Genomic DNA, 26,442 nt, shown 5'->3' with positions numbered 1-26,442 from the left:
TGGCGTCGATAGGGTCTGCTCTCGTGACCGAGGTACTGATCCAGCGACTCGACCCTGACCTGCCTGTTCCGTCGTACGCGCATCCGGGGGACGCCGGCGCGGACCTGGTGGCGGCCGGCGACATCACTCTGAAGCCGGGCGAGCGCGGTCTGGTCGGCACCGGCATCGCCATCGCGCTGCAGGACGGGTACGCCGCCTTCGTGCACCCGCGGTCCGGGCTTGCGGCCAAGCACGGCGTTTCGATCGTCAACGCTCCGGGCACCGTGGACGCGGGGTACCGGGGCGAGATCAAGGTGTGCCTGATCAACCTCGACCCGCACGCGGAACTGACGCTGCGGCGCGGCGACCGGATCGCGCAGCTGGTCATCCAGCGGGTGGAGAAGGCGCGGTTCGTCGAGGTGACGTCGCTGCCGGGTTCCGCCCGCGGTGACGGGGGGTACGGCTCGACCGGCGGTTTCGGTGATGTGACACGCTGAGCCCAGACGCGCGAAACTACGGCGGCTGTACCAAGACGAACCAGGGAAGTAGAGAACAGTGATCTTCCGCCGCAAGGCCAAGAACGAAGACCCCGAGGCGACCGAGCAGGACGCCGCGCCGGAGGAACCGGCCGTCGGGCCGTTCGACTCCACCGAGGTCGACCCCGAGGTGCTCGAGGCGGAGGACCGCATCGACCTGGGCGCGCTGGTGGTCACCGGCATGCCTGGGATGGAACTGCGGCTGCAGGTCGACGAGCAGAGCGGCCAGGTGCAGGCGGTACTGCTGGTGCTGGACGACTCCGCGCTGGAACTGCGCGCGTTCGCGGCACCGAAGACGAGCGGCATCTGGTCCGAGGTACGGCGGGAGATCGCCGCCGAGGCCAGCCGGATGGGCGGTACGGCGACCGAGTCCGAGGGATCGTTCGGCACCGAACTGGTGCTGGTCGTGCCGGTCGAGGACCCGGAAGGCCAGATCTTCAGCCAGACCTCGCGGGTGCTCGGTGTGGACGGCCCGCGCTGGCTGCTGCGGGCTACCGTGCTCGGCCGCGCCGCGGTCGAACCGGACGCCGCGTCGGCGATGGAGGATGCACTGCGCAACGTCGTCGTGGTCCGCGGGAGCGAGCCGATGGCCGTCCGCGAATCGCTGCCGTTGCGGCTCCCGCCGGGCGCTCAGCCCGCGGACGAGGAACAGGGCTGAACGGACTACACTCGACTCATGGGTAGCGACAAACCCGAGGGATTGTTTCGGCGTGCCTTCCGGGGGCTGGCCGGTGACCGGGACCAGCAGGACGCCGAGGTTCTCCAGGACTTCGCGCAGGACTGCGGTGCCCGGTCCATCACCGGCTGCCACGACCGCGAACTGGTCACGCTGTACGGCACGCTGCGCACCATCACGTTCAGCCCACGCGGCGGCGTACCGGCACTGGAGGGCGAGTTGTACGACGGCACCGGCACGGTCAAGCTGATCTGGCTCGGCCGGCGCAAGATCGCCGGGATCCACCCCGGCTCGGAACTGATCGCCTCCGGGCGGATCGGGGTCGTGGACGGTGACCGGGTGATGTTCAACCCGCGCTACGAACTCCGTCCGACGGCCGCGCATGGCTGACCCACAGCCCGGGCCACAGTCGCGTCGCGACCAGGTCGAGGAGAACCTCGAGGAGAAGCTGGTCGAGATCCTGCGCCCCGAACTCGACGCCGCCGAGCACGAACTCACTGCGGACCAGCAGCCCGCTCCGGAGCCGGAGCAGCCGGCTGAGGAGCCCGCGAAGCCGGCCCAGACCACCGACAAGGACTTCTTCCACGCGCTCGGTGGCTGGGGTGCACTGCTCGACATCGGCCTGCCCTGGATCGCGTTCCTGATCGTCTACGGCGCGACCGACCACAACCTGCGGCTCGCGCTGATCGTCGCGATCGGCTCCGGCGCTCTCGTCGCCGTACTCCGCCTGATCCGCAGGCAGCCGCTGCGCAACGTCTTCGGCGGCTTCGTCGGCGTCCTGATCTCCGCCTGGGTCGCCAACCGGACCGGCGACGCGAAGGACGTCTACGTCCCCGGCCTGCTCACGAACCTCGGGTACGGCGCTCTGTACCTGATCACCGTGTTGATCCGCTGGCCCCTGTTCGGCGTCCTGTACGGCGTGATCACCCAGACCGGCACCGCGTGGCGCAAGGACCCGGCAATGCTCAAGGGGTTCTCGCGGGCGACACTGGTGTTCGTCGGCCTGTTCGCGATCCGCCTGATCGTCCAGGTCCCGCTGTACCTGGCCGGCTACCTGAACGCACTCGGTATCGCCAAGGTCGGCCTCGGCCTCCCGTTCTACGCCCTGGCCCTGTGGATGGCGTACGCCGTACTGCGCGGATCGCTGCCGCCGGACAAGTGGGACGAGGCACGCGACCAGGTCACCCACCTGCTCCGGGGCAACAAGAAGTAAGAGGTTCTACTCGCTCTTGCGGTGGTGCGGCGAGAGGATGTCCTCGAGCTGTTCCTCGGTCTCGTCGGCCGCGACGAACAGGAGCTCGTCGTTCAGCTCCAGCGTGCCTTCCGGGTCCGGGCGCAGGACCCGGCCCTCGCGCAGGATCACCACCAGCGCGGTGTCCAGGGGCCAGTCGATGTCGCCGACCCGCTGGCCGATCATGGGGGAGTCCTCGGGCAGGGTCAGCTCGACCAGGTTCGCGTCGCCCTGGCGGAAGGTGAACAGCCGAACCAGGTCGCCGACCGAGACCGCCTCTTCGACGAGCGCGGACATGATCCGCGGCGTCGACACCGAGACGTCGACACCCCAGGCCTCGTTGAACATCCACTCGTTCCGCGGATGGTTGACCCGGGCAACGGTCCGGGGAACGCCGAACTCGGTCTTGGCGAGCAGCGAGACGACCAGGTTGACCTTGTCGTCGCCGGTGCTGGCGATCGCCACCTGGCAGCGCTGCAGCGCGGCCTCCTCCAGCGAGGAGAGCTCGCAGGCGTCGGCGAGCAGCCATTCGGCCTGTGGCACCGACTCGGCCTTGATCGCCCGCGGGTCCTTGTCGATCAGCAGCACCTCGTGGCCGTTCTCCAGCAGCTCGGCGGCGATCGAACGACCGACGTTCCCGGCACCGGCGATGGCTACCCGCATCACAGCTCCTCAGGCTTGGTGCCGAGTTGGGACTCGATCGCGGCGACGTCTCGTTCCAGCATCACGACGTGCACCAGGTCACCCTCCTGGATGACCGTGTCGGCCTTGGGCAGCACGCCTTCGCCGAGCCGGGTCAGGAACGCGACCCGGGCTCCGGTGGCCTTCTCGATGTCGAACGCGAGCCGGCCGACCCATTCGGAGTCCACATGCACCTCGGCCAGCCGGACGGTCCCGGACGGGTCGCGCCACTCCGGCTCTGACCCTTCGGGCAGCAGCCGGCGCATCATCTGGTCGACGGTCCAGCGCACGGTACCGACGGTCGGGATGCCGAGCCGCTGGTACACCTCGGCGCGTCCGGGGTCGTAGATCCGGGCGACCACGTTGCTGATGCCGAACGTCTCCCGGGCCACGCGGGCCGCCAGGATGTTCGAGTTGTCGCCGTTCGAGACCGCCGCGAACGCCTCGGCCTCCTCGATCCCGGCCTCGATCAGGATCTCCCGGTCGAAGCCCATCCCGACGATGGTCCGGCCGGTGAAGTTCGGGCTCAGCCGGCGGAAGGCGTCGGCCGACTGGTCGATGATCGCGACCGTGTGGCTCCGCTTCTCCAGGCCTCGCGCGAGCGTCGACCCGACGCGGCCGCAGCCCATGATGACGACGTGCACTCGGTGATCACTCCCTGCCCCGTCTGGGGCCGCTGGGTCGGACTCGGCAGGGATAGACGCTACACCGCACCGGGGCTCCCTCTGACATCACGGACCGCGCTTCCCTCTAACATCACCGGTGTGACCCCCGCTCTCGGCGATATCGGCAAACGGCTGCTGCTCGGACGCAAACTGCGCAGCACCCAGTTGGGCGAGACGCTGCTGCCCAAGCGCATCGCCCTCCCCGTGTTCGCCAGCGACGCGCTGTCGTCGGTCGCCTATGCCCCGGACGAGATCTTCCTGACCCTGTCCATTGCCGGCTTGGCCGCGCTGACGATCTCGTGGAAGATCGCGCTCGTTGTCGCGGTCGTCCTGGTGATCGTGGTGCTGTCCTACCGGCAGAACGTGCACGCCTACCCGTCCGGCGGCGGTGACTACGAGGTCGCCAACGTGAACCTCGGCCCGACCGCGGGACTCACCGTCGCCAGCGCACTGCTCGTCGACTACGTCCTCACGGTCGCGGTGTCGATCTCGTCCGCCGCACAGTACGCCGCTTCCGCGATCCCGGCGCTGGAAGGGCACCAGGCCACGGCTGCCGTGATCGCAGTGCTCTTCCTGACCACGATGAACCTGCGGGGGGTCCGCGAATCCGGGGCCGCGTTCGCGATCCCGACGTACATCTTCATGATCACCATCCTCGGGATGGCGGCTTGGGGGTTCGGGCGGATGCTGTTCGGTCATCTGCCAGACGCGTCCAGTGCGAACCTGGGTATCGCCCCCGAGGACCAGTTCGCGCACGGCGCGAGCGGGCTGGCGATGAGCTTCTTGATCCTGCGCGCGTTCTCGTCCGGGTGTGCCGCGCTGACCGGTGTCGAGGCGATCAGCAACGGCGTACCGGCGTTCAAGAAACCGAAGAGCAGGAACGCGGCGACCACGCTCGCGCTGCTCGGCACCATATCGATCACGATGGTGATCAGCGTGGTCGTCCTGGCGAACGTGATGAAGGTGCGGTTCGCCGAGGACCCGGCCAGCCAGCTGACCCTGGACGGCGTACCGGTCGGCGACGGGTACCACCAGGACCCGGTCATCGGCCAGCTGGCGAAGGGCATCTTCGACCACTTCTCGCCCGGCTTCTACCTGGTTGCGGCCGCCACGGGCGTGATCCTGGTGCTGGCCGCCAACACCGCCTTCAACGGGTTCCCTGTGCTCGGCTCGATCCTGGCCCGGGACGGCTACCTTCCACGGCAGCTGCACACCCGTGGCGACCGGCTCGCGTTCAGCAATGGAATCATCATCCTGGCCGGCTTCGCGATTGTCCTGATCGTGTCCTTCAACGCCGAGGTGACCCGGCTGATCCAGCTCTACATCGTCGGCGTGTTCGTGTCCTTCACGATCAGCCAGACCGGCATGGTCCGGCATTGGACCCGGTTGCTGAAGGACGAGCAGGATCCCGGCCGGCGAGCCCGGATGCGGCGTTCCCGGGTCATCAACAGCGTCGGTCTGTCCTGTACCGGTGTTGTGCTGATCGTCGTACTGCTGACGAAGTTCCTGCTGGGCGCCTACATCGCGATCATCGCGATGGGCGTGCTGTTCCTGCTGATGAAGGGCATCCGCCGGCACTACGACCGGTTCCGCGAGCAGATGGCGGCGGAGGGCGACGAACTGCTGATGCTGCCGTCCCGGGTGCACGCGATCGTGCTGGTCTCCAAGCTGCACAAGCCGACTCTGCGGGCGCTGGCCTTCGCCAAAGCGGCCCGGCCCTACCAGCTGGAGGCCGTCACCGTCGATGTCGACCGGGGCGAGTCGGACCAGCTCCAGGCGGAGTGGGACACCAAAGGCATCCCGGTCCCGCTGAAGCGCCTCGCCTCGCCGTACCGGGAGATCACCCGGCCGATCCTGCAGTACGTGCGCGACATCCGGCGGCAGTCGCCGCGCGATGTGGTGATGGTCTACATCCCCGAATACGTGGTCGGGCACTGGTGGGAGCACATCCTGCACAACCAGAGCGCACTGCGGCTCAAGGGGCGGCTCTTGTTCACACCTGGTGTGATGGTTACGTCCGTTCCTTACCAGCTGATCTCTTCGCAGGTGGCCGAGGAACGGCAGGATCGGGTGGAACGGGTGGCCGGCCAGGTACGGCGTGGGGCCCGCAAGGCGTCAGGAGATCGGTGACGGACGAGGACATCGTCGGGACGGTAGTCGAGCTGGAAGTAGGACCAGTAGCGCACGGGGGACACTGTGTGGCCCGGCACGAGGGGCAGGTCGTCTTCGTCCGGCACGCGTTGCCGGGTGAGCTGGTCCATGCCCGCATCACCGAGCAGACCGCGAAGTACCTGCGGGCTGACGCCGTCCAGGTACTGACACCGTCACCGCAGCGGATCGAGGCGCCCTGCCCGTACGCCGGACCGGGGCTGTGTGGCGGGTGTGACTTCCAGCACGCCAACATCGTCGAGCAGCGGCGACTGAAGGCCACGGTGGTTTCGGACACGCTCCGGCGGATCGGCGGCATCGAGCGCACGGTGGTGATGGAGTCGCCGGGCGACGACGGCCTCGGCTGGCGCACCCGGATGCGGTACGCCGTGGTCGACGGACGACCAGGCATGTACGCGCACCGCTCGCATGACCTGATCCCGATCGAGCGGTGCCTGATCGCTCACCCGGACACGCCTGACGTACTCGGGCAGCGGTGGCCGGGCGAGTCGTCAGTGCAGGCTGTCGTGTCGTCGGAGGGCAAGACCGCCGTACTGACAGGCGAGGAGCCAGGCGGACGGGTCGTCGAGGTGGTGCGCGACCGGCGGTTCCGGGTGGAGGCCGGTGGGTTCTGGCAGGTGCATCCGGCCGCTCCGGAGACGCTGGTGGACGCCGTACTGAGCGGACTGGAGCCCTCGGCGGGCGAGACTGCGCTGGATCTGTACTCCGGGGTCGGACTGTTCGCGGCGTTCCTGGCCGAGGCGGGGTGCGCCGTACTGGCGATCGAAGGTGACAAGGACGCGGTGCGCAACGCGCGGCGGAACCTGCACGACCTGCCGGGGGTCACGCTGGAGACCGGTGACGTCGACCGCGTGCTGAACGCGGCCGCCGGGCAGGGGCTCGAACACGTGGACCTGGTCGTGCTCGACCCACCGCGGACGGGTGCCGGCAAGGACGTCGTACGCCGGATCGCGGCCCTGGCGCCGCGACGGGTTGCGTACGTGGCGTGCGACCCGGCGGCGCTGGCGCGGGATCTGAAGACGTTCGGGAAGCTCGGATACGGGATCGCGTCGCTGCGGGCTTTCGACCTGTTCGGCATGACCCACCACATCGAGTGCGTCGCCATCCTCGAGCCTGTGGACAGTGAAGTGGTGGTGTCCGGAGGGCTCGGGTAGCGTTCTGGCCCTGGATTCCAATGCGCTGGAGACCTGATGCCGCTCGTTGACCTGGACGACCCGGAGGAGTTGCGCGCCCGCTGGACCGCACTCGCCGCGGTCGCCCATGCCACCGGGTTCGACCGGCGGTGGTACGCCGACGAGGACGGGTACCACCACCAGGACGAGACCGGGTCGGTGCTGCGGATGGTGCGGCTCGAGGACGGGCGTGCGGTGCTGTTCGGGTTCCAGACCCAGCACAGCCAGACGAGGCGCGCAGACCTGCTGGCAGGGTCGCCGGACTGGATCGGCCAGCCGGAGGTGCGGCGTCGCCAGACCGCCGGCGAGCTCGGGTTCGTGTACGGCGCGTTCAACGGGACGTGGGCGCGAGCGGCGTACCCGGGAGACCCGTGGCAGCCGGCCGAGGACGGGTTCACGCAGATCGGGCAGTGGATCACCTCGGACTCGGACGCCGCCGCGGAGATGATCGAGTGGGTCGCGGAGTGGGCGGACTACCTCGGCGGGCTGGACGAGTTGCAGCCGTTCGGGGTGCAACTGATCCAGACCGCCGGCTCGTCCGGGATCTCCTTGGAGGCGCTGCAGGAGTTCTTCGATCACTTCGAGATCGACGCGCGGTCGCCGGTCCAGCCGGACCTGCCGTCCGGCGTCGTCGCGGCGGAGGACTTCACCCGGAACTTTGCAGTCGCGGAAAGTTTGGCCGACGCCCTTGACACAGCCGAGGTGTCGGTCGTTGAGGATGTTGTGATTGGAGCATCCGACGGGCCACTCCCGGTGGACGAGGAGGACGAGCAGTCCTTCATCGTGCCCCCCGGCATCAGCCCGTTCACCGGCCAGCCGATCGACGAGGCCCCACAAGTCCCGTCGTACGAGCAGCCTGTGTACGACGACCAGCCTGGGTATGAGGAACCTGCGTACGAGGGGCCCGCGGTGTACCAGCAGGTCGCGTACCGGCCGGAGGCGCCGGCGGAGTACGGGGTCACCAACAAGAAGCAGGGCTGGCTGCGGCGGCGTAAGCACGACAACGTGCCTGAGCCCGAGCAGCCGACCGGTTACGAGGGCGGTGGTGCGTCCGGTGGGCCGGCTCCTGGGACGTATCTGCCGGACGATGTGTCGGGTGGAGGGCTGCCGCTGTACGGCGGTGGGCTGCCTTCGTCGGAGCCGCCGCGTGTCGGTGGTGGGGTGCACGAGGGGGAGGACTTCTACGCGAGTCTGTTCGCGGAAGGTCCCTCTGCTGCGTCGTACCAGCAGGACGCGGCTGAGCAGGACTGGGAGACCGCCGAGCAGGCCGGCTGGAGCGAGCAGGGAGCCACCAGCGAGTACAACCCGTTCGCCGACGAGCCGGCCGCACCCGAGCCTGAACCCGAACGCGAATGGGTCGGCGGCGCCTGGATCAACGGGCTGTGGGTCGAGGATCCCGCCAGCTATCACCCCGAGCCGGTCACCTCCTCCGATGACGACGAAGCCCCGACCGCAGAAATAGCCGCCGTCCCCGACGCACCCACGCCAGAGCCTCAAGCAGCCCAGTCGCCTTTCGCCCCGGTCAACCCAGGACCCCAGCAGTCACCATTCGTCGCCGAGGTCGCACGCGACGAGGCTGTCCCCCCACGCGACCAGGCCGGCGCTGCGCAGGGCGAGGCCGGCGTTGCGCGGGCCGAGGTGGACTCGTCCGAGGATGAGGACGACGAGGAGTTGGCGTCGTTCACCGGGCCGTCGCCGTTCGCGCCGGTGGCGGTGGAGGAGCCCGAAGACGATCAGACCGCTGAGGTTCCCGCGGTTCGGGTCGACGAGCTGGACGACCAGACGGCCGAGGTCCCGGCCGTGTCCGCGGAGCTGCCTGAGGCTCCGGTCGAGGCTAAGGCTCAAGTCGAGCCTCACCCTCAACCGCAACCGTGGCCGCAGCCCCAGCCGGAGCCTTGGCCGCAACCAGAGCCCCACCCGGCGCCCTGGCCGCAACCGGACCCACAGCCGTCGCCAACACCGGACCCGTTCCCGCGCCCCGAGCCCCACCCGGAGCCCGCGCCGCACCCGACACCGGACCCGCAGCCGCACCCAGAGCCAGATCCGGACCCCCAGCCATGGCCCGACCCCGAGCCAGAACCACTCACCCCGGAACCGGACCCAACCCCTCAGCCACAACCAGAGCCCGATCCAGACCAAGGGCCCTGGTCGGCCCCCGACCCCAACCAGTGGACCCAGCCCCACGCCGAGCCGCGTCCGGATCCGAACCACCGGACCCAGCCCGGCCCCGGGCCTCAGCACGACCCGAACCACTGGCCCCGGTCGGAGCCGGCTTCACAGCCGGAGCGCGAGCACGAGCGGTGGGCTCAGCCCGTGTCCGAGGCCGCCCGCTACCAGCAGCCGGAGCAGGAGAACGCGCCCTGGCACCAGCCCGATCCGGAAGACGAGCGGTGGGGACAGGCTGAACCTGCACAAGCGCAGGAGGGCCGGGCTCAGGCCGAGCCTGAGTCGGCTCCGCACGCGTCGGGTGCACAGGCGTCTGGGTCGGACGTGTGGGACGAGTCCCCGGGCGGGGCCTGGCAGGCGGAGGACACTGGCGCGTACTCCGTGCCGGTGGCGGATGCGGACGCGCCGACCGGGGAGATCCCGGTGGTCGAGGACGAGGTCGCCGCGGAGCCCGCGCGGATCATGAATGCGCACGAGGCGACCGCGGCCGCAGGTTCGGTGGACGACGACGTGCCGACCGGGCCTGTTCCTGTGGTGAACGCCGACGCCAGATCCCAGAACGCCGACGTGCCCGCCGGGTCCGTCACGGCGGTGGGAGCGGCCGGCTTCCCGACTACGAACAACGACGACGTGCCGACCAGGTCGGTCGTGCACGCGAATGGCTTCCGGGGTGCGGATGACGACGACGTGCCGACCGGGTCTGTGCCGGTCGTGCAGGCGAACGGCTTCCCGGGTGCGGACGACGATGTGCCGACTGGATCTGTGCCGGTCGTGGCGGCCGACGGCTTCTCGGATGACGACACGCCGACGGGTGCCGTGCCGGTGGTGGGTGCGGATGACGATGACATGCCGACGGGTGTCGTACCGGTGGTCGGCGCTGACGGCCCGCCGGAGTCGGATGGTGTGCCGAACCGGGTCAGTCCAGATGTAGGTGTCCCGGCTGCTCGGGTCATCGATCGGATGTCGATCCCTGGGCTCGCGCTGGCGGGTTCTGACGGGCCGGGCATCGAGCTCGTGCCGGGGTCGATCGAGGAAGCGCTGCGAGCCGAGGTGGAACGTCCCCGGCCGCGACCGCAGGAGTCGGTGCCGTTCGAGGCGCTGCATGCGTGGTGCCGCGCGAGGACCGCGATCGTCCCCTCGGGGTTCACCATCCAGGTCCAGGTGCTCGACCCGGCCGCGCCGTCGTACCGGTTTGACCTGGAGCCGCCGGACGTCGACGACCCGGACTTCGCCGCGAACAAGCTGAGCGGGCTGCTCGGCGATCTGTGGGTGACCGAGGCGGAGAGCGAGCTCGGCGGTTGGTTGTTCGCCCGGATCGACGCGGCGGGGCGGACCATGCGGGTGGATCGGTGGTACGACCGCGTCCCGGACTGGTGGGACAACCCGGTCGAGCCACGGCTCGACGTCAACGGTCTGGTCCGGCGACTGTACGGTCGCGGTCCCCAGTGGCAACCGTCGTACCTGGAGAGGCTGTACACGAGCGCAAGATAGCGTTGGCGCCATGCTTCTCAGGATCTTCACCGAACCCCAGCAAGGTGCCTCGTACGACGATCTGCTCGCGGTGGCACGCAAGACCGAGGAGAACGGGTTCGACGCGTTCTTCCGGTCCGACCACTACCTGGTGATGGGCGACCACGACGGCCTGCCAGGACCGACCGATGCGTGGATCACGCTGGCCGGCCTGGCCCGTGAGACGCAGCGGATCAAGCTCGGCACGCTCGTCAGTTCGGCGACGTACCGCAATCCGGGCGTGCTCGCGATCACGGTCGCGCAGGTGGACCAGATGAGCGGCGGCCGCGCCGAGCTGGGCCTCGGGGCCGGCTGGTACGAGGCGGAGCACAAGGCGTACGGCTTGGAGTTCCCGGACACCCCTGGCCGCTTCGACCTGCTGACCGAGCAGCTCGAGCTGATCACCGGCCTGTGGGACACGCCGGTGGGGGACAAGTACGACTTCGTCGGCAAGCACTACCAGCTGACCGACTCGCCGGCGCTGCCGAAGCCGGTCCAGCAGCCACACCCGCCGGTCATTGTCGGCGGTGCGGGCAAGAAGCGTACGCCGGCCCTCGCGGCGCAGTACGCGAGTGAGTTCAACGCCGGGTTCCGCTCGGTCGAGGAGACCGAGACGCTCTTCAAGCGGGTCCAGGCGGCCTGCGAGACAGCCGGCCGCGACCCCCAGACGCTCGCCCTCTCGACCGCACACACCGTTGTCGTCGGCAAGGACGACGCGGAGGTCAGGCGGCGCGCCGACGCGATCGGCCGCGACGTCGACGACCTGAGGCAGAACTCGATCGCCGGCACCCCCGCCGAGGTCGTCGATCGCCTCGGCCGGTTCGCCGCGGCCGGATCGCAGCGCCAGTACGTCCAGATCATGGACCTGCAGGACCTGGACCACCTCGACCTCATCGCCGCCGAGGTTCTTCCACAGGTTTCCTGAAGGGTCACGAGGGTGGCTCGATGTCGTGTATCTTGATGTCGAGAGAGTTTGTGGCGCGAGGTTAGGGAGACCTGACCTCGCGGCCGGGCCGGGTGCTCGGCAGGATGGGTTCAGCGAACAGGACCGGATAGAGGAGCAGGCTGATGGCCAGCGTCGACAGCTTCGGTGCCAAGGGTGCACTCGGGGTCAACGGACAGTCGTACGAGATCTTCAGGTTGGCGGGCATCGAGGGCGCGGACACGTTGCCGTACTCGCTCAAGGTGCTGCTGGAGAACCTGCTGCGCACCGAGGACGGCGCGAACATCACCGCCGAGCACATCACCAAGCTCGGCAGCTGGGACCAGAACGCGGCGCCCGACACCGAGATCCAGTTCACCCCGGCCCGGGTGATCATGCAGGACTTCACCGGTGTGCCGTGTGTGGTCGACCTCGCGACCATGCGCGAGGCGGTCGCCGAGCTCGGTGGCGACCCGACCAAGATCAACCCGCTCGCCCCGGCCGAGCTGGTCATCGACCACTCGGTCATCACCGACGTCTTCGGCCGGCCGGACGCGTTCGAGCGCAACGTCGAGTTCGAGTACCAGCGCAACGGTGAGCGCTACCAGTTCCTCCGCTGGGGCCAGACCGCGTTCGACGACTTCAAGGTCGTCCCGCCGGGCACCGGCATCGTGCACCAGGTGAACATCGAGCACCTCGCCCGCACCGTGATGGTCCGTGACGGTGTGGCCTACCCCGACACCTGCGTCGGCACCGACAGCCACACCACGATGGTGAACGGCCTCGGTGTGCTCGGCTGGGGCGTCGGCGGCATCGAGGCCGAGGCGGCCATGCTCGGCCAGCCCGTGTCGATGCTGATCCCGAAGGTCGTCGGCTTCAAGCTGACCGGCGCGGTGCCGGCCGGTGCGACCGCGACCGACGTGGTGCTCACCATCACACAGCAGCTGCGCAAGCACGGCGTGGTCGGCAAGTTCGTCGAGTTCTACGGCGAGGGTGTCGCGGCCGTTCCGCTGGCGAACCGCGCCACGATCGGCAACATGAGCCCGGAGTTCGGCTCCACCTGCGCGATCTTCCCGATCGACGACGTGACGCTGGACTACCTGCGGCTGACCGGCCGCAGCGACCAGGATGTCGCGCTGGTCGAGGCGTACGCCAAGGAGCAGGGCCTGTGGCACGACCAGTCGGTCGAGCCGCGGTTCTCGGAGTACCTCGAGCTGGACCTGTCGACCGTCGTACCGTCGATCGCCGGGCCGAAGCGGCCGCAGGACCGGGTCGCGCTGAGCGAGGCCAAGGAGGCGTTCCGCGGAGCGCTGACCGACTACGCGACCGAGGAGCTGGACGTCGACCCGTCGGAGACCGGGAGCTTCCCGGCCAGCGACGCGCCGAACGGTCACGGCAACGTGAACGACGAGCCGCACGTGCCGCACGGCGGCCCGGGGCGTCCGTCGAAGAAGACCACGATCAGCATGGACGGCGCGGAGATCGAGCTCGACCACGGCCACGTCGTGATCGCGAGCATCACCTCCTGCACGAACACGTCGAACCCGTCGGTCATGCTGGCGGCCGCCCTGCTGGCGAAGAACGCGGTCGACAAGGGCCTGGCGTCCAAGCCGTGGGTGAAGACGTCGCTCGCGCCCGGGTCGAAGGTCGTCACCGACTACTACGAGAAGGCCGGCGTCACGCCGTACCTGGAGAAGCTCGGCTTCCACCTCGTCGGCTACGGCTGCACCACCTGCATCGGGAACTCCGGCCCGCTGCCCGAGCCCGTCTCGGCCGGCGTGCAGGAGGCCGACCTGGCGGTCGTCTCGGTGCTGTCCGGGAACCGGAACTTCGAGGGCCGGATCAACCCCGACGTCAAGATGAACTACCTGGCGAGCCCGCCGCTGGTGATCGCCTACGCGCTGGCCGGGACGATGGACTTCGACTTCGAGACCGATTCCCTGGGCAAGGACACGGACGGCAACGACGTGTTCCTGAAGGACATCTGGCCGGCCGCGGACGAGGTCGAGCAGGTGATCGCCTCCTCGATCAGCAAGGAGATGTTCACCAAGGACTACGCCGACGTGTTCGCCGGTGACGAGCGCTGGCAGTCGCTGCCGACGCCCGAGGGCAAGACCTTCGCCTGGGACGCCGACTCGACGTACGTGCGCAAGCCTCCGTACTTCGACGGGATGGCGAAGGACCCGGAGCCGGTCACCGACATCGCCGGTGCCCGGGTGTTGGCCAAGCTGGGCGACTCGGTCACCACCGACCACATCTCCCCGGCCGGTTCGATCAAGGCCGACAGCCCGGCCGGCACGTACCTGGCCGACCACGGCGTCGCGCGCAAGGACTTCAACTCGTACGGGTCGCGCCGTGGCAACCACGAGGTGATGATCCGCGGCACGTTCGCGAACATCCGGCTGCGCAACCAGATCGCCCCCGGCACCGAGGGCGGCTTCACCCGCGACTTCACCAAGGACGACGCCCCCGTCACCTCGATCTACGACGCGGCGCAATCGTACGCCGAGGCCGGTACGCCGCTGGTGATCCTGGCCGGCAAGGAGTACGGCTCGGGTTCGTCGCGGGACTGGGCCGCCAAGGGTACGGCGCTGCTCGGCGCGAAGGCCGTGATCACCGAGTCCTTCGAGCGGATCCACCGGTCGAACCTGATCGGCATGGGTGTTCTCCCGCTGCAGTACCCCGAGGGTGAGACCGCCGAGTCGCTCGGCCTGACCGGCGAGGAGACGTTCGACATCACCGGCGTCACCGCGCTGAACGACGGAGAAGTCCCGAGCACCGTGCACGTCAAGGTGACCTCGCCCGACGGCTCTGTGCAGGAGTTCGACGCTGTGGTCCGGATCGACACCCCAGGAGAGGCCGACTACTACCGCAACGGCGGCATCCTGCAGTACGTGCTCCGTTCCCTGATCGCGGGCTGACAGCAAGCGGGCTGACAGCAACAAAAGTACGGCGTACTCCGGCCCCTCAACCGGAGTACGCCGTACTCGTCTGTGGACTACTTGCAGCCGAGGCCGTCCACGTAGCCGAGCTCCGCATCGGGGGTCCTCGTCAGCCCTGCCGGCGCCTGGTCCTTCGCGATGCTGTCGGCGTAGGACCAGAGCACGCGCGGGTAGTCGCCGCCCTTGGCCATCTCCTTCAGGATCGGCCAGCTGTGGCTGGTCTTCATCGCGGCGACCGCTTCGGCAACCTTCGCCTTGTCACCGGACTTCTTCGCCGCGGTCCATTGGTTCAGCCACGCGCAGCTGACGGCACCGGTGACGCGGGCTCCGACCTGGTACCGGTCGTTGACGGTCTGCTGGTAGAGCGGCGCCTTGTCGAACCCGTCCGGCAGCGGCAGGCCTTCGAGCATCCCGTCGACGGCCTTCTTGTTGTCGGCCGGCTTGACCGCTGACGCGGGCAGGGCATCGAGCCACTCGTCGACGCCGACCGACTTCAGCTTCCCGATCAGCTCGCGGTACGCCGCCTCCGAGCCGAGGTCGGCGCGGATCTCGAGGAAGTTGTTGCCCTTCGGCTCCAGGATCGTGGTGAAGTCCGTGGAGCCGAAGTACCGGAAGATCGTCCCGTCCTGGCCGAGGAGCTCGATCGGCTGGTGGGTGTTGTCGTGGGCCCGGTCGTCGGAGTACGTCCGGTACTGGTTCGCCGGCCGCCAGAACACGTCGAGCCGCTGGTTGCCGTGGGCAAATGTCATCTCACCGAGGTCGGCGGTGAACTCGTCGACCCGGCTGACCTTCCAGCCGGGCGCGTCGACGAGCAGCCGCTGGTTCGCCTCCGCGACAGCGCGGGCCTGAGCGGCGTACGCCGACGTCGGTGCGACGGGGTTGCCGCGCGGGAAAAACACACCGGTGAGCGCGACGACGATCGCCGCCGCGGCCGCGACCAGGATGATGGTCCGGCGCCGGCGGTTCGGTCTGAGCTCAGGGGTCGGTGCGGTGGTGGTCACAATCTCCTCCAACAGGTCGGACGCGGCGGCATCGGCCGGCAGCTGCCGGACCGAGTCGTCGCCGAACGGGTTGGCCCGCGCGAGCAGCCGGTCGAGCTCGTGGTCGTTCATTGCTCCTCCTGAACCGCTGGCGCGTGCTGGTCATCCCGTACGTGTCCGGCACCGGTGAAAGCGTCTCCGACGACCCGGCGCAATCTCGCCCGGGCCCGGTGCAACCTGGTCCGGACGGTGCGGGCCGGGACACCGAGCACGACCGCGGCCTCGCGCGGATCGAGGCCGTCCCAGCCGGTGAGCATGAGCAGTTCCCGATCGTTGTCGCTCAACTGGGCGAGTGCCTCCCGGATCGCGACCGTGGAGTCGGCCAGGCTGGTCTGGTCCGGCGCGGCCTCGGCCAGTTGCAAGCGCAGCCGCTCGGCCAGCCGGTCCCGCCGGATCTCGCCGCGCCAGTGGTTCGCGAGGACGCGGCGGGCCACGCCGTACAGGTACAGCCGCGCGGTGCCGTCGGCCGGTACCTCGTCGAACCGGCGCCAGGCCACGAGCATGGTGTCCGCGACGATGTCGGCGGCGTCGTCGGGAGAGGCCACGCGTCGCAGCGCATAGCCGAGCAGTTGCCGGTAGTTGTCCTCGAAGAGCTCGCGGAAGCGGAGTTCACGATCCGAAACGGCGCGAAGTGCCACCGGTCGGGGTCGGGGTGGACTCGGCGTACTCGTCATATCGGATCCATGTCCGGGACCGCGGGGGTCGTTACAGGTCGGCGTCGAGAATTTGTCGGCGGGTGCGGCTTTACTGACCGTATGGCTGCCGAGGGTCGTGACCATCCCCGCGAGGTCGTGCTGCGTGCGTGTGCCGAGCACGGGCAGGACACGGTGATCGACTGGTGCATCGCCTTCCTCACCGGGGAGATCTCGGGGGAGGACGCGTACGGCGCCGACCTGCCGAAGCTGGCGGCGATCACGGGCAGCGTCAACCCGGGTGGCTGGTCGGAGCCGGTCGACCCGGTGAACTACTACTGGATCCGGGTCTGGGCGGCCCGGGTCTTCCTCTACGTCTGGCGCGACGATGTCGTCGACGCACTCCTGGTCGCCGTGAACGACCCGGCCTGGCGCGTTCGTGAGCACGTCGCCCGCATCACCGCGAAGCACGAGCTGGGTCAACTGGTGGACGCGCTCGTCCCGGATCTGTCGCACGAGCTTCCCCGGGTCCGCGCCGCGGCCGCCCGGGCGATCGGGGCCGCCGGCGAGGCCGAGCACGCCGAGTCGCTGCAGGACTTGGCCGACGATCCGGACCCGGCCGTGCGCGCAGCCGCCGAGGCAGCGCTGGCCCGCTTGGAGAAGCGGCTTGATCGCCGTTTCGAACGGCGTACTTAGTCACCCGATGGTCACCTGGAGGTCAGCCGCCGCACACCCTCGGCGGGAACGGTCGGCCCATGGAGACCTCCCGTAGATCCGTCCTGAAAGCCGGTCTGGCTTCCACTGCGGCTGTGGCCGGCCTGACCTCGACCCTGACCACCCCGACGACTGCTGCCGCGACCCCGGTCCGGCAGGACCCGTTCACCCTCGGCGTCGCCAGCGGCGACCCGTGGCCGGACGGGTTCGTGCTCTGGACCCGGCTCGCCGTGGACCCGGTGGCCGACGACGGCCTCGGCGGCATGCCGAGTCGCGCGTACGCCGTCCAGTGGCAGGTCGCCACCGACGAGCGGTTCCACCACGTGGTGCGCTCCGGTGTCGCCGTCGCCCGCCCCGAGCACGCCCACTCCGTCCACGTGACCGTCCAGGGCCTGCACCCGGGCCACGAGTACTACTACCGCTTCCGCGCCGAAGGCCACGTGTCTCGCGTCGGCCGGACCCTGACAGCGCCCGCCCGCGGTACGACGCCGCGCGAGCTGGCGATGTCGTTCGTCTCCTGCTCCCAGTTCGAGCATGGCTGGTTCACGGCGTACCGGCGGCTGGCGCAGGACCACCCCGACCTCGTCCTGCACCTCGGCGACTACCAGTACGAGTACACCAAGAACACGTACGTCGCTCCCGGTGGGAACGTCCGCGACCACGACGGGCCGGAGACCACCGACCTGGCGTCGTACCGGCAGCGGCATGCGCAGTACAAGAGCGATGAGGACCTGCAGGCGGCGCATGCGGTCGCGCCGTGGCTCGTCGTGTGGGACGACCACGAGCTCGACAACAACTGGGCCGACGAGACCCCGGAGAAGCCGGAGGACGGTTTCCTCGCCCGCCGCGCCGCGGCCTTCCAGGCGTACTACGAGAACATGCCGCTGCGCGCGTCGTCGAAGCCACGCGGGATCGACATGCAGCTGTACCGGCGGGTGAAGTGGGGCGAGCTGGCGACGTTCCACATGCTCGACACCCGGCAGTACCGCGACGACCAGGGGTGCGACGACGGGTACAAGGACTGCCCGGCCGCGGTCGACCCGAAGCGATCCATCACCGGTGCGCGGCAGGAGAAGTGGCTGATCGACGGGTTCCGTCGCTCCGAGGCCCGCTGGGACATCCTCGGCCAGCAGGTCTTCTTCGCCCAGCGCGACAACAACGAGGGTCCGCTGAAGCTCACCTCGATGGACGCCTGGGACGGGTACGTCGCCTCACGCGCCAGGATCACCAAGGGCTGGGTCGACGCGCGGGTGCGGAACGCCGTCGTACTGACCGGTGACGTGCACGCGCACTGGGCGTCGGACCTGAAGCTGGACTACGACGACCCGGCGTCGGCCACGGTCGGGTCGGAGCTGATCTGCTCGTCGATCACGACCGGCGGCGACGGCGCCGACTCCGGCACCACCGCGCACCCGTGGCTGAAGTGGAACCCACACCTGAAGTTCCAGAACAACCTCCGCGGTTACGTGAACACCACGATCACCCGCGACTCCCTGGTCGCCGACTTCCGTACCGTCCCGTCGGTCCGAACCAAGGACGCCGAGGTCTTCACCCGGGCCCAATTCACCATCGAAGACCGCCACCCCGGCCTGAACCTGACCGCCGACAACCCGCCGGCGGCCGCCCGCACCCTGGCCGCATCCACCGCGGACGACACAGTCGCCTGGGAAACCGCCCGGCCTTAACCGGCCAGGGCGGCCCGTAGTTTGCCGGCGTACTCCGCGGCTTCGGATTCGTCGGCGTACTTGGTGCGGGGCCAGAAGAAGCCGCGTAGTCCGTCCCCCTTCGTCCGTGGCACGACGTGCACGTGGAGATGGGGGACGGACTGCGAGACCACGTTGTTGACCGCGACGAACGACCCCTGCGCATCGAACGCCGTACGGACCGCGGAAGCCACCGACCGGGCCGCGCCGAACAGCGGCACCAGGAGCTCGTCGGTCATTTCGACCATGGTGAGCACGTGCTCACGCGGCACGATCAGCGTGTGGCCCTTGAAGACCGGCCGGATGTCCAGGAAGCCCACGATCTCGGGGGTCTCCAGCACGATCTGAGCCGGCGTCGTACCGGCGATGATCGAGCAGAACAGACAGTCCGCCATCAGCCGAGCTTCTCGTCCACGAAACACCACCGCCAGTTCTCACCCGGTTCGAAGCTGCGCATCACCGGGTGCTTGGTCTCCTCATAGTGCTTGCTCGAGTGCTTCATCACCGATGAGTCACAGCACCCGACATGGCCACAACCCAAGCACAGCCGCAGATGCACCCACGTACTGCCCTCGGCCAGGCACTCCTCACACCCGTCCGGCGTGTTAGGTGGTAGCACCAGCGGGGCCTGCTCGAGGTGCTTGCAGGCGCCACCCGGCGGCATCTTGATCCGCAGGTCCTCGGACTGCCCGCCGACGTCGTCGTCCTCGTCGCGGTCCAGGACGGACTCCTCGATGTCGAGTGCGATCTGCGCCCGCTGCAGCACCTCGTCGGCGACGAGCCCCGCATCCCGGACCTTCAGGATGTGCTCCCGCTCGGCCCCCAGCATCGCGATCCGCAACCGTCGGTACGCCTCACTGGGAGTCTCGTACTCGGTCTCCGGCCGGCCGAGCCGCTCCCACGCGGCCTGCGCCCGTGCCTCGCCCCGCTGACGCAGAATGTCGAGCACTTCCGGCGGGTCATCCGGCCCGGCGATCTCATCCAGCTTCTCGATCGCGGCACGATGCGCTCCCTGCAGTACGGCGGCCTCCTGCAAGGCATCCTCCGCCGGGTCCGGTCCGGGCAACCGCACCCGCCGTACCACCCAGGGCAGCGTCGATCCCTGCACGAGCAGAGTGCCCGCGGTGACGGCCAGAGCGATGAACACCAGGACCTCGCGGTCCGGCGTGTTCTCCGGCAGCGTGAACACCGCGGCCAGCGTCACCACACCGCGCATACCCGCCCACGAGACGACGATCAGCGCCCCCCAGGACACCGGTCCGGGCCGGGAGGGACCGAGAACCCTCCGGGACAGCAGAGTGGTCGGGATGATCCAGATCGGCCGGAGCAGTACGACGGCGAGGTACACGGCGATCGTCGTCGCCGCGATCAGCCAGCCCGGTAGCGGGCTCTCGGACAGATCGTCCAGAATCCACCGGGTCTGCAGGCCGATCAGCAGGAAGACCGTGTTCTCCAGCAGGAACTGGAACGTCCGCCAGTTGGTGCGCTCCGACATCCGCGACTTGGCCGACTGGATGATCGGCGCCTTGTGGCCGAGCAGCAGCCCTGTGACCACCACGGCCAGAACGCCGGACGCGTGCACGTAGTGGTTCTCGGCTGCGATGTAGGCGATGAACGGCGCGGTCAGGCTGAGGGTGGTGTCGAGCACCGGGTCGGTGAAGCGGCGGCGGACCTTGGCCAGCACGAAGGCGACGAGCAGGCCGATCGCGACACCGCCACCGGCCGCGCGGAGGAAGTCGAGGCTGACGTCCAGGACGGTCGGTGCGACCACCGCCGCCGCGATAGCCGTCCGGAGACAGACCAGCGCGGTCGCGTCGTTCAGCAGGCTCTCGCCCTCGAGGATCGTGACCACCCGGCGGGGGAGACCCACCCGTTTCGCGATCGCGGTCGCGGCGACGGCGTCCGGCGGCGCCACGACCGCGCCGATCGCGAAGGCGGCCCAGAACGGCAGCGGCTCCTGGCCCTGGGACTCCGCGACCACACCGAGCAGCCAGTACGCGACCAGGCCGACGCCAAGGGCTGTGAACACGACCAGCGCGACCGACAGGAGTCCGATCGAGCGCCGGTGCTGGGCGAAGTCGACCAGGCTGGTCTTGATCGCCGCGGAGTACAGCAGCGGCGGGAGGAAGCCGACCAGGACGACTTCGGGCTCGAGTTCGACCCGGGGGACGAACGGGAGGTACGACGCGGCGATCCCGATGACCACCAGCAGCAGGGGAGCCGAGATCCCGAGCCGCCGGGCCAGCGCGGCTCCGGCCGCGACCACGGCGACGAGGGCCACGACCTCGATCGCGATATGCACGCGCACAGTTTGGCAGTGCGGAGCCGGTTCGGCCCCCTTGGTTCGCCCTCAGCGGAGCCGGGACCTGGTCAATGGGGTCGCCGCTGACGCTGAGCGTTCACCGCACCACGCGGTAGCGCAGGTGGGTGACCTGCTGCGCGCGGTCGACCTCGTCGCCCGGGGTCAGCTGCCGCATCAGTTCCAGCTCGACGTGATCCGGCGGCAGGTTGTCGAACAGGCGGCGCCCCTGACCGAGCAGGACCGGTACGACGTGCATCTCGAGCTCGTCGACCTCACCGGCCTGGAGCAAAGCCTGCGTCGCGCCGGCTCCGTGCACCATCACGTCTCCGTCGCCGGCGGCCTCGCGGGCCTGTGCGGCGCACTCGCGCGCGTCCGTGACGAAGTGAACGGTGCCCGGCGGCGGTCCGTCCGGCACGTTGTGCGTCAGGATGAACATCGGAACGCCGTTGTGGTGGTCGCCCTGCCAGTGACCGGCGTGTTCATAGGTACGGCGTCCCGCGATCAGCGCCCGGGTGGCCATCGACTCCTCGACCACCTGGCCACTCACTCCCGGGTCGTTGCGCCGGTCGAGCCAGTTGAACAGCCGGAACCCGCCGACCCCCATCGGATCGTCCATGCTGTCCTGGGGACCGGTGACGTACCCGTCCAGCGACATGGTCATGTACACCCGGATCGTGGCCATCGGGCTACCGCACCTTGTCCAGGTAGGTCTTGTAAACGGTCAGGAACGGCTCCTCGGTCACGACCGCCCCGACCAGCCAGTCGCAGGTCTCCCGCGCCGTCTTGATCACGTCGGCCGGGTAGCCGTACTTCACCTGGTGCTCGGCGAACTCGTCCTCGTCGTCGACCAGGACCGTCGTCCCGTCCCGCCGCCGGATCACATCGAGATCGAGGTCGATCATCGTGAACACGTCCTCGCCGAACTCCACCGGCGTGGTGATGTCGCAGTAGATCTCGGTCCAGCGCGGTTCGTCGTTGAAGGCCGCGGTGAACCACTTGTCCCGCGGAAACAACTGCACCACCGCCTGCGACTGGACGATCTCCGGCTCGTTGCCGCGCTGCGCCACCGAGTTCGGCGGGGCACCGAGCCATACGCCGTACTCGTCCTCGCCCAGGTAGCGCATCCACTGGTGCCAGTGCAGCTTCTCGTCGTACTTGCGATAGACCACCCGGACGTTCCGCATGCGCTCAACCTATCGGCGCAGGGTTGCACCCCCTGTCGGTCCTGGAGTCCAAGATCTGCAGCTTCGTGCAACTTTGCTCTGAGGTGTGGACCAGACACGCTTGGTGTTCGAGCATGGTCCGGTCGGCCTCTTACGAGACCGGCGCCGTTGATCGGCCCTTGCCGGCTCAGGGGGGCTCCTAGCCGGTGGGGGCCGGTTGGTGCGCTCAAGCAGTCGGATTGAGCGCGCGGATCTGCTCCAGGTACGGCAGGTACGCCGTGGTGAAGGGTTCCGTGGTGAGGATGTGGGCGGCCAGCCAGTCGCAGGTGGCTTGCGCGGTGGCGACGACCTGCGGCGGGTAGTTGTACGTGACCTGGTGCTGGCGGAACTCGTCCTCGTCCATCACGCGCACCGTGCCGTCGCGCATCAGCCGGATGTCGAGGTCGAGGTCGACGGTGGTGACGGTGTCGACGCCGAACTCGGCCGGCATGGTCACGTCGCAGTAGATCCGGGTCTGGTGCGGGTCGTCGTTGAACAGAGCGCTCCACCATTGGCCGTGTGGGAACAGCCGGACCCGGTGGTGATCGATGGAGACCCAGGTGCCGTCCGCGCGGCGGCCGCGCTGGCCCGGCACCGAGCCGACCCAGAGGCCGTGCTCGTCCTCACCCAGCCGAACGGCTTCCACCAGGCGATGCGGCTGTCCGTCGTACTTCTGGAACAGCGTGCGCACCATCTCCATGCGATCACTGTAAGTGAGACGTAGAGCACCCTGAACAAAGCCCACGCGGCTGACGTCTTGGAGTGTGAGATTGACCCGGTGAGCGCCATCGGGTTCGGATTCCGGGCGGTGGATGCATAGACTCAAGCATTCGAGGACGACGCGGGAGGAGCTCGATGCGCGTGCTGGAGACGGTCGGAGGGCCGGCGGACCTCAAGAAGCTGACCGCGCAGGAGCTTACCGATCTGGCGACGGAGATCCGGGGCGTCCTGGTCGAGACGGTGTCCCGGACCGGCGGTCACCTCGGTCCGAACCTGGGCATGGTGGAGATCACCCTGGCGATGCACCGGGTGTTCGACTCGCCCCACGACCGGCTCGTCTTCGACGTCGGTCACCAGGCGTACGTGCACAAGCTCGTCACCGGCCGGGCGCCGAAGTTCGACACACTCCGTCAGCAGGGCGGCCTGTCCGGCTACCCGAGCCAGGCCGAGTCCGATCACGACATCATCGAGAACAGCCACGCCTCGACCGCCCTGTCGTACGCCGACGGCCTGGCCAAGGCCTACCGGCTGCGCAAGGAGGACCGGCACGTCGTCGCGCTGATCGGCGACGGCGGCCTGACCGGTGGCATGGCCTGGGAGGCGTTGAACAACATCGCCGCCGCCAAGGACCTCAAGCTGATCATCATCGTCAACGACAACGGCCGCTCCTACAGCGACACCGTCGGCGGCCTGTCCACCCACCTGACCAGCCTGCGCACCAACCCGCGGTACGAGAAGGTCCTCGACCTGATCAAGAAGAACCTGGCCCGCACGCCGTACGTCGGCCCGCCGATGTACGAGGTGCTGCACGGCGTGAAGAAGGGCCTGAAGGACATGCTCGCCCCGCAGGGCATGTTCGAGGACCTCGGCCTCAAGTACGTCGGTCCCGTCGCCGGTCACGATCGCGAGGCGATGGAGGACGCGCTCCGCAGCGCCAAGGCGTTCGGCGGTCCGGTGATCGTGCACGCGGTGACCCAGAAGGGCTTCGGGTACGCCGCCGCCGAGCAGGACGAGGAGGACAACTTCCACCAGATCCGGCCGGTCAACAAGCCCCGCGGCTGGACGGACGTGTTCGCCGACGAGATGATCCGGATCGGTCACCGCCGCCAGGACGTGGTCGCGATCACCGCGGCGATGCTGCACCCGACCGGCCTGGCCGCGTTCGCGACGGAGTTCCCGGACCGGATCTTCGACGTCGGCATCGCCGAGCAGCACGCAGTGACGAGCGCCGCCGGTCTCGCGCTGGGCGGCCTGCACCCGGTCGTCGCGCTGTACTCGACGTTCCTGAACCGGGCCTTCGACCAGGTTCTGATGGATGTCGCGCTGCACAGCCTCGGCGTCACCTTCGTGCTGGATCGCGCCGGTGTCACCGGTGACGACGGTCCGAGCCACAACGGCATGTGGGACATGTCGATCCTGCAGGTCGTTCCCGGCCTGCGCCTCGCCGCGCCGCGCGACGGCAAGCGGCTCGAGGAACTGCTCACCGAGGCGGTCGAGGTGTCCGACGCGCCGACCGTACTGCGCTTCGCCAAGGGCGAGGTGCTCCCGGACATCGACGCGATCGACCGGATCGGCGGTCTGGACGTGCTGAAGCGGTCCGGCACCGACGTCCTGCTGGTCGGGATCGGCGCGATGGCGGCGACCGCGATGGACGTCGCCGGCCGCCTGGAGGCGCAGGGATTCGGCGTCACGGTGGTGGACCCGCGCTGGGTCAAGCCGGTCGACCCGAAGCTGATCGAGCTGGCCGGGACGGTCAAGCTCGTGGTGACGATCGAGGACAACGGCCGGGCCGGTGGCTGCGGATCGATGATCGCGCAGGCGCTCCGCGATGCGGCGGTGAAGACGCCGGTCCGCGATTTCGGCATCCCGCAGAAGTTCCTCGACCACGCCAAGCGTCCCGCGGTCCTGCAGGAGATCGGACTGACCGGGCAGGACCTGGCCCGGGACATCACCGAGCTGATCGCGAAGCACCACGGTGACGCGATGAGCGAACCGGACCGGGCGAGCGGTCGCCCGGGTAGTGCCTGAGCCGGATCATGCCCGGATGATGGCCGAGCCGGACAGTGCCTGACACAGGGCGGCACACCGCACCACCGCGGAGCCGTCACGCAGCCGCTCGGCGGTTTACCCGCGGCTGGCCGCTGCTGCTCTCCCTGATCCTCGTCCTGGTGGCCGTCGCCGGTGGCCTCGCCCTGCACAGGTCCACCGAGCAGGCCGACGGAAGCGACCAGGCTGCGCCGAGGACACCGGACATCGACCTGGCCGCCCGTGCTGCCGCCGTCGACCAGGTCCTGAAGAAGCGGGCGCAGGCCGTCCTGCAGTCCGACCAGAAGGCGTTCCTCGCCGACGTCGACCCCGGCAACAAGGGCCTCATCGCGCGTCAGACCACGCTGTACACCAACCTGCGCCAGTTCGGCTTCGCCCGGCTCGCCTACCAGCAGCTGTCGCAGCAGTACGACGACGCCATCACCCGGAAGTACGGCCCGTCGACGTACCTGGTCGCGATCGCGATGACGTACCAGATCCGCGGCATCGACACCGTGCCCGTCCGGGCGATGCTCGGCTACACGTTCACCGAGAAGCCGACCGGCCGCTGGCTGCTGGTCTCGGACACCGACCTGGACAAGCGGCTGCCCCGCGGTTCCCACCAGGAGGCTTGGGACACCGGCGAGGTGCTGGTCAAGCGCGCGCCGCGCGTGCTCGTGGTAGTGGAGAAGGGGCAGGACCAGCTCGCGACGCGGCTGACCGGCATGGCGAGCAGCGCGGTGAAGGCGGTGACCAAGAGCTGGCCCGGCGGCTGGAACGGCTCCGGTGTGGTGATCGCGCTCGACGACAAGATCGTCCGCGGTGCCGACTACACCGTGCCGAAGAACGCCGAGGACGCGATCGCCATGGCCACCTGGGTCTACCGGACGCTGCCCGGTGAGGCCACCGGCGAGGGCCAGCGGGCCGACTCGTACGTCGTCGTGAACCCGCACAACCGGGCCAAGGTCGACGCCCGCATCCTCGCGCACGAGTTCACCCACGTCGCCACCGCGCCGTACGGGGCCTATGCCCCGCGGTGGATGGTTGAGGGCGCGGCGACGTACGTCGAGTATCTGCCGATGGACGGCGCGGAGGACCTGGCGCTGGACAAGTTCCGGCAGGACGTACGGACGAAGTACCTGGCGAAGGCGAAGAGCCTGCCGGCTGATGCGGTCTTCTTCCAGCAGGCCGGCAGTTCGTACCCGATGGCCTGGTTGGCGGTCGACTATCTGTTCACCCGGTTCGGTGGCACCGAGGTCGCCACGCTCTACCAGGAGTTGGCCGCCCTCGGCTCGACCCAGGCCGAGCGCGACCGCATCATGCTCGAACACGTCGGCATGACCGAGGCCGGTCTCTTCCAGGCTCTGAAGGCTGCTGCTGCCGCCTAGACACCTGCCGTCGGCGTGTCGGTGGTGGAATCCGGGGAAGCGAGTAGGGTAGCCGGGCTGGACTGACG

General features: G+C 69.1%; 22 protein-coding genes. 13 read left to right on the top strand and 9 right to left on the bottom strand.

Annotated elements, in window-relative coordinates; all coding sequences use genetic code 11:
• Positions 1–23 precede the first annotated feature (23 nt).
• Genes dut through OG817_RS17985 form a run of 4 tightly spaced genes read left to right on the top strand, consistent with a single transcriptional unit; the run spans position 24 to position 2,404 of the window.
• Entirely contained in the window at positions 24–476 is a 453-nt protein-coding gene (gene dut, locus OG817_RS18000; RefSeq protein WP_406056092.1) for a dUTP diphosphatase, read from the top strand.
• 58 nt (positions 477–534) lie between these two features.
• The gene (locus tag OG817_RS17995) at positions 535–1,173 is read left to right on the top strand and encodes a DUF3710 domain-containing protein (RefSeq protein WP_396389877.1); all 639 of its coding nucleotides are present in this window, start codon (positions 535–537) and stop codon (positions 1,171–1,173) included.
• A gap of 18 nt (positions 1,174–1,191) precedes the next feature.
• A complete protein-coding gene (locus tag OG817_RS17990; RefSeq protein ID WP_360439694.1) occupies positions 1,192–1,581 on the top strand; it encodes an OB-fold nucleic acid binding domain-containing protein in 390 nt (129 codons plus the stop codon).
• On the top strand, positions 1,574–2,404 hold the full coding sequence (locus OG817_RS17985) for a DUF3159 domain-containing protein (protein WP_406056090.1): 831 nt from the start codon (positions 1,574–1,576) through the stop codon (positions 2,402–2,404). The genes OG817_RS17990 and OG817_RS17985 overlap by 8 nt, the downstream gene beginning before the upstream one ends.
• Before the next feature lie 6 nt (positions 2,405–2,410).
• Here the strand turns inward: OG817_RS17985 and OG817_RS17980 are convergent, their stop codons facing one another.
• Both OG817_RS17980 and OG817_RS17975 read right to left on the bottom strand, forming a co-directional pair.
• Positions 2,411–3,085, bottom strand: a complete 675-nt coding sequence (locus tag OG817_RS17980) for a TrkA family potassium uptake protein (RefSeq protein ID WP_131352281.1) — start codon at positions 3,083–3,085, stop codon at positions 2,411–2,413.
• Positions 3,085–3,747 carry a potassium channel family protein gene (locus tag OG817_RS17975; RefSeq protein WP_406056088.1) on the bottom strand — a complete coding sequence of 221 codons (663 nt, stop codon included), beginning with the start codon at positions 3,745–3,747 and terminating at the stop codon, positions 3,085–3,087. The genes OG817_RS17980 and OG817_RS17975 overlap by 1 nt, the downstream gene beginning before the upstream one ends.
• A 120-nt stretch (positions 3,748–3,867) precedes the next feature.
• Between OG817_RS17975 and OG817_RS17970 the strand changes: the two genes are divergently transcribed.
• The 5 genes from OG817_RS17970 to acnA all read left to right on the top strand — a co-directional run bounded on the left by OG817_RS17970 (position 3,868) and on the right by acnA (position 14,627).
• Positions 3,868–5,898 (top strand): APC family permease, encoded by a 2,031-nt coding sequence (locus tag OG817_RS17970; RefSeq protein ID WP_406056086.1) that lies wholly within the window; start codon positions 3,868–3,870, stop codon positions 5,896–5,898.
• A complete protein-coding gene (locus OG817_RS17965; RefSeq protein WP_360439682.1) occupies positions 5,895–7,091 on the top strand; it encodes a class I SAM-dependent RNA methyltransferase in 1,197 nt (398 codons plus the stop codon). The genes OG817_RS17970 and OG817_RS17965 overlap by 4 nt, the downstream gene beginning before the upstream one ends.
• 36 nt (positions 7,092–7,127) lie before the next feature.
• Positions 7,128–10,766 carry a hypothetical protein gene (locus OG817_RS17960; protein ID WP_406056083.1) on the top strand — a complete coding sequence of 1,213 codons (3,639 nt, stop codon included), beginning with the start codon at positions 7,128–7,130 and terminating at the stop codon, positions 10,764–10,766.
• Positions 10,767–10,776: 10 nt separating this feature from the next.
• The gene (locus OG817_RS17955; protein ID WP_406056081.1) at positions 10,777–11,709 is read left to right on the top strand and encodes an LLM class F420-dependent oxidoreductase; all 933 of its coding nucleotides are present in this window, start codon (positions 10,777–10,779) and stop codon (positions 11,707–11,709) included.
• A gap of 143 nt (positions 11,710–11,852) precedes the next feature.
• Positions 11,853–14,627: an aconitate hydratase AcnA gene (acnA, locus tag OG817_RS17950; protein WP_406056079.1), complete on the top strand. Its 2,775-nt coding sequence runs from the start codon at positions 11,853–11,855 to the stop codon at positions 14,625–14,627.
• A 77-nt stretch (positions 14,628–14,704) separates the two neighbouring features.
• Here the strand turns inward: acnA and OG817_RS17945 are convergent, their stop codons facing one another.
• Both OG817_RS17945 and OG817_RS17940 read right to left on the bottom strand, forming a co-directional pair.
• The gene (locus OG817_RS17945; RefSeq protein WP_406056077.1) at positions 14,705–15,760 is read right to left on the bottom strand and encodes a hypothetical protein; all 1,056 of its coding nucleotides are present in this window, start codon (positions 15,758–15,760) and stop codon (positions 14,705–14,707) included.
• Positions 15,757–16,362 carry an RNA polymerase sigma factor gene (locus tag OG817_RS17940; RefSeq protein ID WP_406056075.1) on the bottom strand — a complete coding sequence of 202 codons (606 nt, stop codon included), beginning with the start codon at positions 16,360–16,362 and terminating at the stop codon, positions 15,757–15,759. Before OG817_RS17940 ends, OG817_RS17945 begins: the two co-directional genes overlap by 4 nt.
• Positions 16,363–16,443: 81 nt before the next feature.
• On the opposite strand from OG817_RS17940, the gene OG817_RS17935 reads away from it, so the two are divergent.
• Both OG817_RS17935 and OG817_RS17930 read left to right on the top strand, forming a co-directional pair.
• The gene (locus OG817_RS17935) at positions 16,444–17,016 is read left to right on the top strand and encodes a HEAT repeat domain-containing protein (protein WP_406056073.1); all 573 of its coding nucleotides are present in this window, start codon (positions 16,444–16,446) and stop codon (positions 17,014–17,016) included.
• A gap of 59 nt (positions 17,017–17,075) precedes the next feature.
• On the top strand, positions 17,076–18,719 hold the full coding sequence (locus OG817_RS17930; RefSeq protein ID WP_406056071.1) for an alkaline phosphatase D family protein: 1,644 nt from the start codon (positions 17,076–17,078) through the stop codon (positions 18,717–18,719).
• Here the strand turns inward: OG817_RS17930 and OG817_RS17925 are convergent.
• The 5 genes from OG817_RS17925 to OG817_RS17905 form a co-directional block, all read right to left on the bottom strand.
• The gene (locus OG817_RS17925; protein ID WP_396389889.1) at positions 18,716–19,132 is read right to left on the bottom strand and encodes an HIT family protein; all 417 of its coding nucleotides are present in this window, start codon (positions 19,130–19,132) and stop codon (positions 18,716–18,718) included. The genes OG817_RS17930 and OG817_RS17925 overlap by 4 nt on opposite strands.
• On the bottom strand, positions 19,132–21,039 hold the full coding sequence (locus OG817_RS17920; RefSeq protein WP_396389891.1) for a Na+/H+ antiporter: 1,908 nt from the start codon (positions 21,037–21,039) through the stop codon (positions 19,132–19,134). Before OG817_RS17920 ends, OG817_RS17925 begins: the two co-directional genes overlap by 1 nt.
• Before the next feature lie 97 nt (positions 21,040–21,136).
• A complete protein-coding gene (locus OG817_RS17915) occupies positions 21,137–21,721 on the bottom strand; it encodes a dihydrofolate reductase family protein (protein ID WP_406056069.1) in 585 nt (194 codons plus the stop codon).
• A gap of 4 nt (positions 21,722–21,725) precedes the next feature.
• On the bottom strand, positions 21,726–22,223 hold the full coding sequence (locus tag OG817_RS17910) for a DUF402 domain-containing protein (RefSeq protein WP_406056067.1): 498 nt from the start codon (positions 22,221–22,223) through the stop codon (positions 21,726–21,728).
• A 205-nt stretch (positions 22,224–22,428) separates the two neighbouring features.
• Complete coding sequence (locus tag OG817_RS17905) at positions 22,429–22,941, bottom strand: DUF402 domain-containing protein (protein WP_406056065.1); 513 nt, start codon at positions 22,939–22,941, stop codon at positions 22,429–22,431.
• A gap of 155 nt (positions 22,942–23,096) precedes the next feature.
• On the opposite strand from OG817_RS17905, the gene dxs reads away from it, so the two are divergent.
• A complete protein-coding gene (gene dxs, locus OG817_RS17900) occupies positions 23,097–24,989 on the top strand; it encodes a 1-deoxy-D-xylulose-5-phosphate synthase (RefSeq protein ID WP_406056063.1) in 1,893 nt (630 codons plus the stop codon).
• A 35-nt stretch (positions 24,990–25,024) separates the two neighbouring features.
• Entirely contained in the window at positions 25,025–26,374 is a 1,350-nt protein-coding gene (locus tag OG817_RS17895) for a hypothetical protein (RefSeq protein ID WP_406056061.1), read from the top strand.
• Positions 26,375–26,442: the final 68 nt, after the last annotated feature.

The sequence above is a fragment of the Kribbella sp. NBC_00889 genome, from assembly GCF_045207705.1.
Classification (GTDB): Bacteria; Actinomycetota; Actinomycetes; order Propionibacteriales; family Kribbellaceae; genus Kribbella.
Note: the sequence above shows the minus strand (reverse complement) of the source record. Positions and strands in the feature narration are given on the sequence as shown.